Origin of the sequence: Synechococcus sp. A15-60 (assembly GCF_014280095.1) — a bacterium.
Taxonomy (GTDB): Bacteria; Cyanobacteriota; Cyanobacteriia; order PCC-6307; family Cyanobiaceae; genus Synechococcus_C.
This window is the reverse complement of sequence record NZ_CP047933.1, coordinates 995,682-1,009,387: the sequence shown is the minus strand read 5'-3', so window position 1 is coordinate 1,009,387 and position 13,706 is coordinate 995,682. Positions and strand designations below refer to the sequence as shown.

The following is a 13,706-nucleotide window of genomic DNA, read 5'->3' as shown; positions in this document are numbered from 1 at the left end:
ATTTGTAACCCCCGGAGCATTGGCGACCTCACGGTTGCATAAGTTGAGGTATGTGCTGACCGACTTCCATGCCCCAGGCGAAGCTGACCATCGGTGAACTGGAAGCCGGTTACCCGTTGTATTGCAAGGCATTACGACGACTCCTTAAGGAGGGACGTGCGGTCAAAGAGATCGAAAAGACCGTGTGCTGGGGACACCTGGAAACGCTGAACCGTTGCCTTCCCGGTCGTTACAAGGCACCTTCTTATCTCATGGCTTTGATCCGTCGGGATCTGGAGCAGCCCAGCGACAAATAGGAATCAACGGCACCACGCCGGTCAAGTGGTGAGGGGCTCAGCGGGATCCGCACCCTCCACAACCCCTTGAAACACACGACTCGATCGAACATCCGAGGCCTCGATGGTGCTCAGAGCGTCACGGTCAAGCAGTTGTGTTCTCGTGGAAAATAGACGGTTGGCGTGACGAAGCCGGAGACGCTCAATCGCATTCCGAATCGAACGGGCATTAGCGAAAAAGGGCAATGTCTTACGCCGACTGATATAACCCTGGAAGGCCAACATGGCTTCATCGCTGAACTGATAGTCCTGCTGCTTAAGCAATAACTGAGCAATCGCCATCAGCTCGACTTCGCTGTAATCAGGAAAATCAATGTGGTGGGCCACACGTGATGAAAGACCTGGATTTGACCGATAAAAATCCATCATTCGATCTTTATAACCAGCAAAGATCACCACAAGATCTTGACGGCTTCGCTCCATTTCCTGGAGAAGAATCTCGATTGCCTCTGCCCCATAATCCCGTTCATTCGAAGGCTTATAGAGGTAATACGCCTCATCAATGAACAACACACCCCCTTGCGCTCGCTTGAGCATGTCCTTGGTCTTCGGAGCGGTATGGCCCACGTACTGCCCCACAAGGTCATCCCGTGTGGCAGTCACCACATGCCCCTTACGGAGGTAACCGAGGCGATGCAAAATCTGCGACATCTTCTGGGCGACAGTGGTTTTGCCAGTTCCAGGATGTCCAGTGAATGACATGTGTAGGCTCGGGGCCGTGCTGGAGAGATCCAGCTGTTGACGGGCCTGGTCCACCAGCAGCAGAGCAGCAATCTCACGAATGCGCGTTTTCACTGGCTTTAAACCGATCAATTCACGATCGAGCTGAGCGAGGACGTCCCCAACACCAGAAGTGGCATACGCCGCGTCCAGATCAACCAAGGAGTGCATCGATCTCGGAAGCCAATGCTCGATCTGCCTCACTTAACGAAGCGTCAGTGGCATCATCATCAGGCCTGATGGTGATATTCACGTAGGTGCGGCCGAAGCTGATGTCCGGGAAGCGCTGGGTGGTTTCGCTGTGATCACCAAGCTTGTCCAAGAAATCCCGGGTGGCGTCATAGGTCTCGAATTCGTAGCGCCGCTCGAGACAGACAGGACGTTTGCGTTCATGCCACTGATCCACGTCTTGATCTCAATTCATTCAGAAACTTTAGATGAGCACAGGATCAGCATTCATCAACTTGAAGGGATGAATCTCACGGCAGGAATCTGCAATCGCCAATGCGCAACAGACCCGTTAATGATCATGTGAGAGGACACGAAAAGCCCGGGTGGTTCTCCACGGAAAGGATCCAATGCATCCAATTCGCTGGGATTTGTTGTCATAAGGGAGACAAGCCACCTTCAACCCTTCCTAAGGAAACTCAAACAAACTCGGTAGTTGTGACACCGACCATTTGAAGCCACATCAGCGTTGATTCAGAACGCTCGGAGAACCAACTCCGAATGCCTCGCGCTTCGCGTTCAGCCTGGCAACAAAGCCACGCGCTGACATCCCATCAATCGTTCTGACCAGCTCGAGGCGTAGGCGTGGTTGGCGGCCTGCTGTTCTGGATCTTCAGTGGTGAGGGGATGAGGCATCGTGCCTGCGATTGCTGCATTTGTAACGCAGAACATCGACTTCTGGAAACTGACGCAGATCTGCACATGCGCATCCGCCTGGCTGCGACCGTGAGTGTCGTACCAACGGCTGAGTTCCTCGGGCAGATTCCTGAACATATCCGACATGCAAAGGCTCGGCGGGATGCCAGCACCCATGCTTGGCACGGGATCGGCGTACAGCGCTCCGTACTTGAACTGACTCTGATCAGCTGCGATCTGACGAGCCTGGGCGTTGTACGACACCGTTCCCAGGAAGGGCATGCCGCGGAAGAACACGGCCTCCACGTAGGGCACAGCCACATCCACCAGGAAGGTGAGACCTGCTTCAGGAGGAAGCAGCCAGACGGACTCACCGCCAACCTCCACTGCGTACTCAATCGGGCTCCCGGCTGCCTTCACGAGGCCATCCCGGATGTGATGCACCACATCCAGCACACAGGCGACTTCGCCGATGCGGTAGCGGCGCGCCAGATCGATGAAGATGTCACTCATCACCCGCCAGAACAGCCCGAGGGCATAAATGGTGGTCATCGACCGGATCGCCTCAGGTGCAAAACCTGGATAAACCGTGTTGACGAGGCGCAGCAATGGGTCCCTGCGGGAACGAAGCGCAATCACCCGACGACAGGCGTCCTGAAAAGACTCTGAATCGAAATAGGCATCCATACCACCGGTGCCATGCCAGAACATGGCCTTCTGGCAGTACTCGGCGTACTCGAAATTGATGCGATCACCCTTGAGGTGCTCCCAGAGACGCCCGAAGGAAAACCCTTCATGGAAGAAGCGCATCACCGGGAAAGGGTTCAGCAGCTGGGTTTTGCCCTGATAAACAAGATTTCTGCTGTAGGCATCGAGAACAACGCCATAACTCTCCAGCACGTTCACCACCTGGAGCAGGTGGTCAGATGTATCGGCCAGCAAAGGGCTGTCAGACAGCAAACGTCGGATCAACTCCTCCTGATCAGGAAGGCTGACGTCGATAGCCTGGGGTCGTTCGGTGGTCGTCATGTGAGCCCTCCGGGTTGAAGCAGTGTGGCGAGTTCACTGAGCTGAGTGGTGGCCGTCTGGCTCAGACCCACCAGAAGATTGGGTGCAACGCCCAAGATCAGGATCAACAAGGACATGGTGAGCGCGGGGATCTGCTGCCCTAGGGACACCTGCGTGAGAATGGATGGATTGGGATTCGCACCCGGTGCAACCGCGAGTCGTCCGAAGAAGGCCCTGTTCACGAGCAGCAGGAAGTAAACGGCTGTCAATCCTGATCCCACCATGGACAGAAGCGTGGCCACTGGGAAGAGTTCGAAACTGCCCTTGAACACCAGAAACTCAGAAATGAAGCCGGCCATGCCGGGAATGCCCGCACTGGCCATCACACCGATGATCATCAGTGTTCCTGTCAATGGCAGACCGCGCTGAGGATTGAGAAGACCCCTCAGCACATTGAGATCGCGGGTTCCTGTGCGCTCGTAAACCACACCAACCGCAAGGAAAAGAACGGCCGAAATGAGGCCGTGACTCACCATCTGGAACAACGCACCCATCAGTCCAAGGGGTGTGGCCGCAGCCGCAGCCAGAAGCACGTATCCCATGTGGCCCACGGAGCTGTAGGCCACCATGCGTTTCATGTCGGTCTGGGCGATGGCGGCAAGCGAGCCATACAGCACAGAAACCGCCGCCCAGCCTGCCAACCACGGGGCAGCGACGGACCAGGCCTCAGGGAAGAGCCCCAAACAGAAACGCAGCAGTCCATAGGTGCCCAGCTTGAGCAGAACGCCGGCGAGAAGCACCGACACAGGCGTACTGGCTTCGGTGTGCGCATCCGGAAGCCAAGTGTGGAAGGGGAAAAGTGGAATTTTGATGCCGAAGCCGATGAGGAGAGCCCCCATCAGCACCAACTGGCTCGTCATCCCCATCTGGGCATTCAGAATCGGCCGGATGCCGAAATCAACCGTTCCGGTTACCAGAGCAATGCCCAGGAAGGCTCCCAGAATCAGCACACCGGACACGGCGGTGACGATCAGAAATTTGGTGGACGCATAGGCACGGTTCGCACCACCCCAGATGGCGATCAGCAACCAGAGGGGAATTAGCTCCAGTTCGTAGAAAAGGAAAAAGAGCAGCAGGTTCTGGGCAAGGAAGGCTCCATTCACGGCTCCGCTGATCACTAGCAGCAAAGCGAAATAAAGACGGGGGCGATTGCTGATCGAGCGGGAAGCGACGGTGGCTACCAGACAGAGCACCCCATTCATGAGCACTAGGGGAAGCGACAGCCCATCAAGAGCGAGGCTGAATTCAAGACCGACCTGGGGCAACCACGGCAGTGTCTCCAGCATCTGCATGCCTGGCTCGACGGCACTGAAAGGAAGCAGCAATGCGAAGCTCAGCACGCATTGAGCCACCAGCGTGATCACACTCAAAGTGCGGACGCGCTCGGAGCTACCTTCGGAGGGGAGAACACTGATCAGCAGTGCTCCAAGGAAAGGGATGAGAAGAAGAATCGTCAGCATGATGACCTCACTGCAGCACCCAGCTCAGGGACGTGAGCAGCAGCACAATGGCGGCGACCACGGTGAGCACATACGACTGAGACTGACCACTGATGCTCAGTTTCAGACCCTCTGAACTGGAAAGGGAGAAGCGGGCAAGCCCGTGCAGCACCCCGTCAACGGCATTGCGATCAAACCATCCAGCCAGTCGGGAAAACGTTGCGACGACATTCACGATCGTGACCCGGTAAAAACGCTCCGTGTAGAAGTCGTTGGACAGCAGATCCTGGAACCAGCGGAGGATCGGGTTCAGGGAGCGCGACCAGGCCTTGTTGAGGGGAATGAGGGCGCCAACCAGCAGCCCAGAGGTACCGCTAGCGACTACGAGAGCAGCTGCGGAGGCAGGGAATGCGAGCAGACCATCCAGGGATTCCAGCCGGATGAGAAGCAGAGGCGTCAGCAGCACGATCACGGTGAGCGCGACCATGGGCAAGGCCATCTGCCAGTTGACCTCTGCAGCACGTCGGGTCTTCGCCAGCGAGGGGCCGAGGAACACCTGGCGGAACACCCGGGTGAGATTTAGAGCCGTCAGTGCGTTGGTGATCAGAAAAACGGGAACAAAGATTGTTGCCCTGGCTCCCACCAGTTCCACGGCCTGAGCAAAGCAGAGAAAGCCTCCAAGCGGCAGCAGGCCCACCAGACCGGCGCCTCCCACGAGGAAGGAACCGGTTGTGGCCGGCATCCGACCGCCAAGGCCACCAAGTTCTGTGATGTCCTGGCAGTTAGTGGAGGCAATCACACCCCCCACACTCATGGAGAGCAGGGCTTTGGAGACAGCGTGGGCGTACAGCAACAGCAGAGCAAGAACGGGCACCTGCAGAGAGATCGCGATGAACACCAAGCCGAGATAAGCCGTTGTGGAATACGAGAGGGTGCGCTTGATATCAACCTGGGCAATCGACACAAGGGAACCACCGATCGCGCTGATCACGCCAATCACTTGGAGCACCACAAGCGTGACGGGAGCATGTTGCAGCAGAGGCATCACCTTCAGCAGCACGATCGCGCCGCAGGTCACCACCACTGAGTTGCGCAGAATCGACGCCGGATTGGGACCCTCCATGGCCTCATCAAGCCAGAGATGCATGGGGAACTGAGCACACTTGCCGGTGGGGCCAGCGATCAAGCCAAGGCCAAGCAGTGTGGCCGCGAGAGGCGTGAGTGTGTCGCGCGCAGACCAGGCATAGAGATCCTGAAAACCGGTCACACCTGACCAGGCCGTGAGTGCCACCACACTCATCAGCAACATCACATCACCGACGCGCTTGGTGAGGAATGCATCCCGAGCGGCGGTGACTACCAGAGGCTGGGCGTACCAGAAACCCACCAATAGATAGGTGGACAGAGTCAGCATTTCCAGCAGGAAGTAGCTCTGGAACAGCGAGTCGCTCAACACCACACCCGACATGGCTCCCTCAAAGAAACCCAGCAACGCAAAGAAACGAGCCAAAGCCCATTCCTTGTCCATGTAGCCGAGGGAATACAGCTGGGAAAGCAGGCTGAGCCCGGTGATCAGCTCGAGTGCTGACACGTTGGTCAGGGAGAGGCTGAAGCTGATCTCAAGATTGAGATCACCCACCGTGAGCCAGGGCATGCCAATCACAGCAGGGCCCGTCGCCATCACATCCCTCAGCACCAGACTGCCGTGGATGACGGCGATCAGGGTGAGCAGGATATTGAGATAGGCCGGAGGACGATGGGCGTCACGCCGAAACCAGCCGAATGCCCAGGGGAGGGACACGAGCATCCCAGCAAATCCATACAAAGGGATCAGCCAGGCGGTCTGAAGGGGCAGCGAAAGTGCTGAAGTCAAAGCAACGAGACCGAAGGGGTCGTTGTAGGGCGTATTGGCCGGGGAATCTAATCTGAAAAGGTCCCCTAAGAGTGTGTCGATCAGCTGCGTCGTCGCACATTGGTAGCGACGAGGGCGGGTTCAACCTCTTGGTGAGGGCGCGCAATGATATGGGCGGCCACGAGACCGTCGCCGACACGTTCACAGGCATCGGCACCAGCCCGCACTGCAGCGTTCACAGCACCGGTTTCACCACGCACCATCACCGTGACGTAACCACCGCCCACATACTCACGGCTAATCAGCTGAACTTCCGCCGCCTTTGTCATCGCGTCAGCGGCTTCGATGGCGGGGACCATGCCGCGGGTCTCGATCATGCCCAGGGCAATGCCCTGCACTGACGGCTGGGGAGCTGAGGCGACAGCTTTGGAAGCACCGCCCGATCCCGACGCACCAGACGCGCTACGCGTGGTGCTGCGGGTGGTCGACGCACGGGAGGCACTGGCTCGTGCCGTGGTGCTGCGACGGGTCGTTGTCGTGGATTTGCTGCTGGCCACAGGCGTCACATCGACGGTGGCCGAAGACGCCGCTGCATCTGCCTTGCTCGCAGCAGGCTTGGCGGCAGAGCTGGACGGCGATGTCTTGGCTGCCTGAGACGCTCGAGCGGATGCCGAAGAGGAAGCAGACGAGCGACGACGGGGAGCAGGAGTGGCCATGAACAGGGAAAAAATGGGATGGAACGGTGAAGCTGGAGGTGATCAGTTATCCATCCGGCATCCAATGATCGATGATCCCGCCGATCGTGAGATCAGTGAGCACGGTGTTATCGGGACAGGCATGACGTGCGGCTGAACCGCTAGCGGTGAACACCCAGTTGCCCTCACGGGCACCGACGGGATCCACAGCCACAAGCTTTTTGCCTTTGTTGTTTTGGAGAATGCGCAGGTGCATGTGATCGAGTCCGGCCACCCGATAAGTGCAGACCAGCGTTCCCATCACCTGCATGATCTCCATTAGGAGGGATCTCCTTGTTTGGGCTCCGTGGTGGACTTGGCCGGCGACGGTGCCACTGAGGGAGAGGGTTTCGGTGGATCGGGTTCCCAATGGTCAATGATGCCGACAATGGTCAGATCACTGGGATATGACTTACTGCCAGCCGCCTCGCGGGCCGCGGAGCTGCTCACACAGATGACCCAGTCACCGGGTTTGGCGCCCACGGCATCGACAGCCACCTTTTTGGCACTGCCGTCTTGCACCACCTGCAGATGCTTGTGTTCGAAATCGGGAATCCGGTTCGTAGAAACGAGCGGCTTCAGGACCTTGACGATCAGCATGGTCAGTGAGCCTCCTGCTGGACGGGATCGAGTGTGGAACCTACCGCCACCGCCGGTAGGGGCTGGTCGCGGTCGCGGATGGTGAGAAGGGTGTGAAGCAGACCGTCCTTCACCAGCGATGCGTAGCGCTCGTTGATGGCTTGCTGGATGCGTTGGCAATCAGCAATGGCTCGCTCCCGGGCACCAGGAACACGACCGGAATAGTCGAAGCGAACCACCACGGGAATTGGCAGATCCCTGGAGACATTCAGACCCTTAAAGATCTTCACGCCCACATCCAAATCAGGAGCACCCTGCTCGACCGTATCGAGGTGAGCGAAATACGTGAGATTGCGCAGATGCACCTCCTTGAAGCCAATGCCCACACCAATGAAACGCTCGGCATGGCCAGCGTCGGGGTAGGGCCCGCGATGGAGGGAGCGCACGTAATCCTGTTGGGAGATGTTGTTGATCAGCATGCGGGTGATGAATGCCACCATCCCGTCATCTGGGGATGACGAGGCATGCGTTCTCACGGCCGCTTCAACCGCCTCGAGAGCCTGTTGGCGTGTAAGTGGTGCGGTGCTCTCATAGAGAGCTGAAGCGCACAGCCATTGATCCAGGCGAATCTCACCCTCTGCATCAGGAACATGCACGCGGATGGCGTCGGTGTCCGTGTCGAGTCCGATCAGCAGCAAATCGACGGAAGCACCACAGCAGAAGCTGTTCTCAACGGCTTCGCGGAAATCGTGAAGACGACGCAATCCTGAAGATGCGGCCAGAGCATCATCACTGCCATGGGCAGCGCAACCCTGGTGGGTGGGATCCAATGAGCTGAAGTGGTAAGTGACCACCTTCAGATAACGGGTCGGCGCGTGAGCTTCATTGGGATGCTGCTCGCGATACCGACGATGTTCGGTCTTGACCCAGCGGTTGACGGTGTTCTCGATGTCGAACATCGCACCGGCATGGGACCGGCGCCGAACCGCACTGAAAGGAATGCGCAGGGCGTAAACAATGGTGTGGGCGAGGCGACCATCGGCGCAGGGGGTCACATCCAGAAGATGAAAGCCACACTCCAATAGGAACGCATTGAAGGCATTGGACGCAGCGCTGCCTGAAGCCCCTTGTAGAGGATCATCCTGGAAAAAACGCTCACTGAAGAGCTGATGCGACTGAAACACGCACCATGCGAAGAGTGCTCGCATGTCGAGGGGGCGAACCCAGGACAGTTCAAGGATGTGATCCGGCAGATCAAAACCAAGCTCAGCCCGCGCAAGCCGCTGAGCCTGGGTCAGAAAATCTGGCTCATGCTGAAGAGCAGAGACCTGCTTCAGCAGCGGAACGATGCGATCGAAACGACCTTTGACCTCAAGTTCATAGGCCTGAAGCCTCTGATTGGATTGTTGGTCCGTCAGAGGGTGAAGATCTTGCGACCAGGGCAAAGTCGTTCGGCTGAGATTGACCGCTGGACGCGATTTGGTCTCACCACGTCTGACCCAGCCAGGTTGCTGATGCACAACTGGACGACGTTGGTCGGCCTTGGAGCGCAAACGACCAGCTGACGCGGATCCACTGGAAAGCCGTGCAGCTTTGCCCGAGACCGTCAGAGCCTGCCTGCGTTGCAGAGCGGACAGACGCGTGGTGGATTCACTCGAGGAAGTCAAGGACTCCCCCGCAGATCCCTGATCGGGGTCCGCGGCTGGCGTCACCATGGATTGAAGCTGACGCCTCGTTGGGGCTGTGGGGGCAAGAGCTCGCCCGCCACGGGAAGGCTTGGAGCGAACCATGCGCGAATCAACCCCTTGCGCCACCGGAGACGGTGATCAGGGACCCCTTTTCAGTGTTGCCGCTGGAACCGGTCACACGGCTCACAGGCCATTCAGTTTCCTCGTTGCGCTTGCGCTCGAAAGGAGACATGGCGCTCATCGGGCCAGGGCGGCTGGGGTTACGACGACGAGCCGAAGCACCCTCGGTACCCGTGACATGCTCACCACGATCCCAGTCATCACCTGTGATCTTGGTGGAGGATCCCTCTCCGGTCACCCGGGATGCGGGCTTCTCTGAGGGCTCGCTAACCACAGCCACGGTGGGCTGGAACTGACGCTGCTGGCGGTTTTGAAAGTCGCGGTTGTCGAAGCGGAATTGCTCCGTGCCAGTCACCTTGCCGCCAGCCATGTCAAAAGGGCCGGTGATCCGGTTCCCTTGCTCGTAGGACGTACCGGTCACGCCGGAGCGAGCCTCACGCTGCTGCTGGGCTGCACGGGCAGGGGACACCACGCTGAAACGAGTCCAGGGTGCACCTTCAGGGGATTCACCATGGGTGTCGGTGCCGGCAGGAGCATCAGCGCCACAGGCGGCGGCGAGCTGGTCAGCACCGACATAAGGGGTCCCTGTCACAGCTTCACAAGCGCCGCGCTGATCACCCGTCATCACACCGCCCACTCCGGGCTGGATGCCGGTCAAGGCAGCAGAAGGCGTGCCCGCACGCACGGGAGTGCGCTCACGGATGGCCTGGACTGCGGGGGTGCCGCAGTGTTGGCCGGCCTGCTCGAGACCTGCATAAGGAGTTCCGGTCACGGCCTGGCAGCTGCCAGGCTCATCGCCAGTCACAATCTCCGATCGACCCGTACGGGTGCCGCTCACTACCTGGTTGCGATTGGTGATGCTGAAGCCAACTTTGGCGGCTTCTGGCTCGGGCTTGCTTCCACAGAAAGCATTCACCTGCTCAGCACTGACGTACTGATCGCCCGTCACGCGGTGGCAGGAGCCGAACTCGTCACCGGTGACCTGCGCCGAGCGGCCCACCATCGTGCCAGTCACACCAGTGCCAGACAGGGTTCCGGAGAGGCCCACCTTGGCGGCAGGTCGTCCTTCGGGCAAGGGATCAGAACCCAAGTACTGATCACCAGTGAGATTGCGTGCAGCACCGGCTTCATCGCCGGTGACGCTGGCGGAACGACCGACCATCACACCGCTCACAGGTCGGCCCTGCAGGGTGAGGCTGTGACCCACCTTGCGGGGAGAAGGATGAGAGGTACCGCAATAAGCAGCGGCTTGGTTGGCGGAGATGTATTCGGTGCCGGTCACCGTCTTGCAAGTGCCGGGCTCATCACCGGTGACCTTGCCGGAACGGCCGACTTCATTCCCCGTGACACGGTTGCCGTGACTTGTCGCGGTGACGCGAACCTTGGCCGGGGTGGTCGGCTCAGGAGCAGATTGGCAGAAGGTCTGGAACACCTCGGCGCCCAGGTATTCCGTGCCGGTGATGGAGCGACAGGTGCTGGCTTCATTGCCGGTGGTCTTCACCGAGCGGTTGGCCTGAGTCCCGGTCACGGTCTGGCCTCCAGTGGTGGTGCTTTCACCCACTTTCCAGTGGGCATCAGCAGCAGCTGCTTGCTTTGCACCATGACGGTTGGGACCGGTAGGGCGGGTCACACCAGCGCTCTGCTTGTTGCGGGCGCCGGCTTTGGCGCGGAGCTCTCGCACCTGTTGTGCCAGCTCACGACTCGTGAGATCGGGGTTGGCCTGACGGGCGACGGCAGCAGCACTGGTGGGTTGCTTGCCGGCGGTCTTGCCATGCTTCGCCATCGCTTCACGACGCGCCAGCACGAGAGCGCGGCTGGGGTTCTCGATCGCCCGACGCTTGGGTATTGCCGACCGGCGCTCGATCCGAGCAGTCAACTGAACCTTGGCAGCGGGAGGTGCGGAGAGCTCAGTTTTCTCAGCAGCGCGCTTGCCGCCGCAGCCGCAGGATTTGGTCTCCTGAGGTGCAGATGCAGCGACAGGATTCGACTGCTTCGCAACATCGGAACGGTTGCGGTCTTTGCTGGTATCAGCGGATTTGCCACGACGTGACAAGGCTTCACGACGAGCCAACACCAAGTCACGACTTGGATGGCGCTGGGACTTCACCTGGGAACGAACAGGAGCGGTCGACGAGCTCAGTGTTGCCGAACGTCGCGGAGCAACAGCGACGGGAGCGGCTGGCACGGACACATCGGAGTGGTCGGCATTCGCATTGGTGCGGGTCGCTCTGGCATCAGAGGCGGTACGCACCCGATTGGCACCGCCATGAGCGGCGACAGACGCTTTCTTACCGGAAGTGGTCAGCGCCTTACGGCGCTCAAGTGCGAGTTCGCGACTGGAGAGTCTTGCCATGTCCGCCCGAGGATTTCGACGTGAATTGAAGGAACATCTGTCCCTTCGGAAAAAACTGGAGCCCTGAACTGAATCAGGGCTCTGAACCAAGTGATCCGGAGATCAGCGGCCTTCGAAGACCACGAAGCAGGCACCCTGGCTCTGGGTGTAAGCGTCGTAGCCAACGATGCGCACGTGGTGGTCGGGATAAGCGCGATGGCAAGCCTCGAGCTCGCTCACCACAACGTTGAGATCCTTCTCACCGAAGAAGGGGAGCTTCCAATACGACCAATAAGTGGCCATGCAGTTGCTGGGGTGAACGTGCTCGACAAGCGGGCTCCAACCCTGGGCAATGATGTAGGCGATCTGGTCGTAGATCTCGTCCTGGGTCATCGGCGGGAGAAAGCCGAAGGTCTCCAGGGTGGCGACTGTTTGATAGTCACCCACGGTGCTCTGGAAAGGCATGGGGATCCTGGGTGTAAGAGAAGGGGATGGCCGGTTCCATCAACCGGCCGTTGAGACGATCAGTTCTGAACGTCGAGCTTGTCGACGGTGTCGAACTCGAACTTGATTTCCTTCCAGGTCTCGAGGGCGATGGCCAGCTCGGGGCTGTGCTTCGCGGCTTCCGTGAGGATGTCGCGGCTCTCTTTCTCGAGATGACGGCCGGCGTTGCGTGCCTTGACGCAAGCCTCGAGGGCCACACGGTTGGCAGCAGCACCTGCAGCGGAGCCCCAGGGGTGACCATGGGTACCACCACCGAACTGAAGAACGGAGTCGTCGCCGAAAATGGTGACCAGGGCAGGCATGTGCCACACGTGGATACCGCCGGAAGCAACGGCAAACACGCCAGGCATGGAACCCCAGTCCTGATCGAAGAAGTTGCCGCGGCTGCGGTCTTCGGGCACGAAGGATTCGCGCAGCTGGTCGATGTAACCAAGGGTGGTCTGACGATCACCTTCGAGTTTTCCGACCACGGTGCCGGTGTGCAGCTGATCACCACCGGACAGACGCAGACACTTGGCGAGAACGCGGAAGTGGATGCCGTGCTTGGGGTGACGGTCGATCACCGCGTGCATGGCGCGGTGGATGTGCAGCAACATGCCGTTCTTACGGCACCACTTCGACAGACCGGTGTTGGCCGTGAAGCCACCAGTGATGAAGTCGTGCATGATGATTGGCATACCGAGTTCCTTGGCGAACTCAGCGCGCTCATACATCTCTTCGGGAGTGTTGGCGGTCACGTTGAGGTAGTGACCCTTGCGCTCGCCGGTCTCCTGCTCGGACAGCTTGATGGCTTCCGCAACGAATTCGAAGCGGTTCTGCCAACGCTGGAAGGGCTGGGAGTTGATGTTCTCGTCGTCCTTGGTGAAGTCCAGACCGCCACGCAGGCACTCATAGACAACGCGGCCGTAGTTCTTACCGCTCAGGCCGAGCTTCGGCTTGATGGTGCAACCCAGCAGAGGGCGGCCGTACTTGTTCATGCGGTCGCGCTCGACCTGGATGCCGTTCGGCGGGCCGTAGCAGCTCTTGATGAACGCCATCGGGAAGCGGATGTCTTCCAGACGGAGGTGGCGCAGCGCCTTGAAACCAAACACGTTGCCGACCAGTGAGGTCAGGACGTTGGTGATGGAACCCTCTTCGAACAAGTCGAGGGGGTAGGCGATGAAGGCATAGAACGACTCCTTGTCACCAGGGACGTCTTCGATGCGGTAGCAACGGCCTTTGTAAAAGTCGAGGTCGGTGAGGAGCTCGGACCACACAGTGGACCAGGTGCCGGTGGAGGATTCAGCAGCCACAGCAGCGGCGACTTCTTCCTTGGGCACACCTTCCTGGCCGGTGCACTTGAAGCAGGCCAGCAGGTCGGTGTCGAGGGGGACGTAATCAGGAGTCCAGTAGGTATCCCTGTACTCCTTGACCCCAGCGTCGTACTTCTTGCTCATGAGAAAACTCCGTTAAGTCGGTGAAGGGGGTGAGA

General features: G+C 59.2%; 13 protein-coding genes. 1 reads left to right on the top strand and 12 read right to left on the bottom strand.

Translation table 11 applies throughout. The features are described from left to right. The first annotated feature begins 68 nt into the window (after positions 1–68). Positions 69–296, top strand: coding sequence for a DUF3136 domain-containing protein (locus SynA1560_RS05395; protein WP_186470610.1), 228 nt, complete (start codon positions 69–71; stop codon positions 294–296). 21 nt (positions 297–317) lie between these two features. Here SynA1560_RS05395 and cbbX read toward each other — a convergent pair whose 3' ends face one another. From cbbX to SynA1560_RS05335, 12 genes are all read right to left on the bottom strand, one after another. Continuing rightward, positions 318–1,226 (bottom strand): CbbX protein, encoded by a 909-nt coding sequence (cbbX, locus tag SynA1560_RS05390; protein ID WP_186470609.1) that lies wholly within the window; start codon positions 1,224–1,226, stop codon positions 318–320. Beyond that, complete coding sequence (locus SynA1560_RS05385) at positions 1,210–1,461, bottom strand: 4a-hydroxytetrahydrobiopterin dehydratase (protein ID WP_186470608.1); 252 nt, start codon at positions 1,459–1,461, stop codon at positions 1,210–1,212. Before SynA1560_RS05385 ends, cbbX begins: the two co-directional genes overlap by 17 nt. Before the next feature lie 341 nt (positions 1,462–1,802). Beyond that, a complete protein-coding gene (locus SynA1560_RS05380) occupies positions 1,803–2,948 on the bottom strand; it encodes a CO2 hydration protein (protein WP_186470607.1) in 1,146 nt (381 codons plus the stop codon). Continuing rightward, positions 2,945–4,450, bottom strand: a complete 1,506-nt coding sequence (locus tag SynA1560_RS05375) for an NADH-quinone oxidoreductase subunit M (protein ID WP_186501585.1) — start codon at positions 4,448–4,450, stop codon at positions 2,945–2,947. The genes SynA1560_RS05380 and SynA1560_RS05375 overlap by 4 nt, the downstream gene beginning before the upstream one ends. 4 nt (positions 4,451–4,454) lie before the next feature. Then, positions 4,455–6,299, bottom strand: a complete 1,845-nt coding sequence (locus SynA1560_RS05370; protein ID WP_186501346.1) for an NAD(P)H-quinone oxidoreductase subunit F — start codon at positions 6,297–6,299, stop codon at positions 4,455–4,457. 80 nt (positions 6,300–6,379) lie between these two features. After that, positions 6,380–6,994: a BMC domain-containing protein gene (locus tag SynA1560_RS13900; RefSeq protein ID WP_186501345.1), complete on the bottom strand. Its 615-nt coding sequence runs from the start codon at positions 6,992–6,994 to the stop codon at positions 6,380–6,382. A gap of 46 nt (positions 6,995–7,040) precedes the next feature. After that, positions 7,041–7,292 (bottom strand): carboxysome peptide B, encoded by a 252-nt coding sequence (locus tag SynA1560_RS05360; protein WP_186470604.1) that lies wholly within the window; start codon positions 7,290–7,292, stop codon positions 7,041–7,043. Continuing rightward, positions 7,292–7,612, bottom strand: coding sequence for a carboxysome peptide A (locus SynA1560_RS05355; RefSeq protein ID WP_186470603.1), 321 nt, complete (start codon positions 7,610–7,612; stop codon positions 7,292–7,294). Before SynA1560_RS05355 ends, SynA1560_RS05360 begins: the two co-directional genes overlap by 1 nt. Positions 7,613–7,614: 2 nt before the next feature. Next, positions 7,615–9,381, bottom strand: a complete 1,767-nt coding sequence (locus SynA1560_RS05350) for a carboxysome shell carbonic anhydrase (RefSeq protein WP_186470602.1) — start codon at positions 9,379–9,381, stop codon at positions 7,615–7,617. Between the two features lie 7 nt (positions 9,382–9,388). After that, positions 9,389–11,752: a CsoS2 family carboxysome shell protein gene (locus tag SynA1560_RS05345; protein WP_186501344.1), complete on the bottom strand. Its 2,364-nt coding sequence runs from the start codon at positions 11,750–11,752 to the stop codon at positions 9,389–9,391. 102 nt (positions 11,753–11,854) lie between these two features. Next, positions 11,855–12,196: a ribulose bisphosphate carboxylase small subunit gene (locus SynA1560_RS05340; protein ID WP_011363748.1), complete on the bottom strand. Its 342-nt coding sequence runs from the start codon at positions 12,194–12,196 to the stop codon at positions 11,855–11,857. A 59-nt stretch (positions 12,197–12,255) separates the two neighbouring features. Further along, positions 12,256–13,671: a form I ribulose bisphosphate carboxylase large subunit gene (locus SynA1560_RS05335; RefSeq protein WP_011363747.1), complete on the bottom strand. Its 1,416-nt coding sequence runs from the start codon at positions 13,669–13,671 to the stop codon at positions 12,256–12,258. Positions 13,672–13,706: the final 35 nt, after the last annotated feature.

What these genes read in the sequence shown, in the direction of transcription:
- SynA1560_RS05395 (WP_186470610.1), top strand. Translation starts at nt 69, where the DNA reads ATGCCCCAGGCGAAGCTGACCATCGGTGAACTGGAAGCCGGTTACCCG.
- cbbX (WP_186470609.1), bottom strand. Translation starts at nt 1,226, where the DNA reads ATGCACTCCTTGGTTGATCTGGACGCGGCGTATGCCACTTCTGGTGTT.
- SynA1560_RS05380 (WP_186470607.1), bottom strand. Translation starts at nt 2,948, where the DNA reads ATGACGACCACCGAACGACCCCAGGCTATCGACGTCAGCCTTCCTGAT.
- SynA1560_RS13900 (WP_186501345.1), bottom strand. Translation starts at nt 6,994, where the DNA reads ATGGCCACTCCTGCTCCCCGTCGTCGCTCGTCTGCTTCCTCTTCGGCA.
- SynA1560_RS05360 (WP_186470604.1), bottom strand. Translation starts at nt 7,292, where the DNA reads ATGGAGATCATGCAGGTGATGGGAACGCTGGTCTGCACTTATCGGGTG.
- SynA1560_RS05355 (WP_186470603.1), bottom strand. Translation starts at nt 7,612, where the DNA reads ATGCTGATCGTCAAGGTCCTGAAGCCGCTCGTTTCTACGAACCGGATT.
- SynA1560_RS05350 (WP_186470602.1), bottom strand. Translation starts at nt 9,381, where the DNA reads ATGGTTCGCTCCAAGCCTTCCCGTGGCGGGCGAGCTCTTGCCCCCACA.
- SynA1560_RS05345 (WP_186501344.1), bottom strand. Translation starts at nt 11,752, where the DNA reads ATGGCAAGACTCTCCAGTCGCGAACTCGCACTTGAGCGCCGTAAGGCG.
- SynA1560_RS05340 (WP_011363748.1), bottom strand. Translation starts at nt 12,196, where the DNA reads ATGCCTTTCCAGAGCACCGTGGGTGACTATCAAACAGTCGCCACCCTG.
- SynA1560_RS05335 (WP_011363747.1), bottom strand. Translation starts at nt 13,671, where the DNA reads ATGAGCAAGAAGTACGACGCTGGGGTCAAGGAGTACAGGGATACCTAC.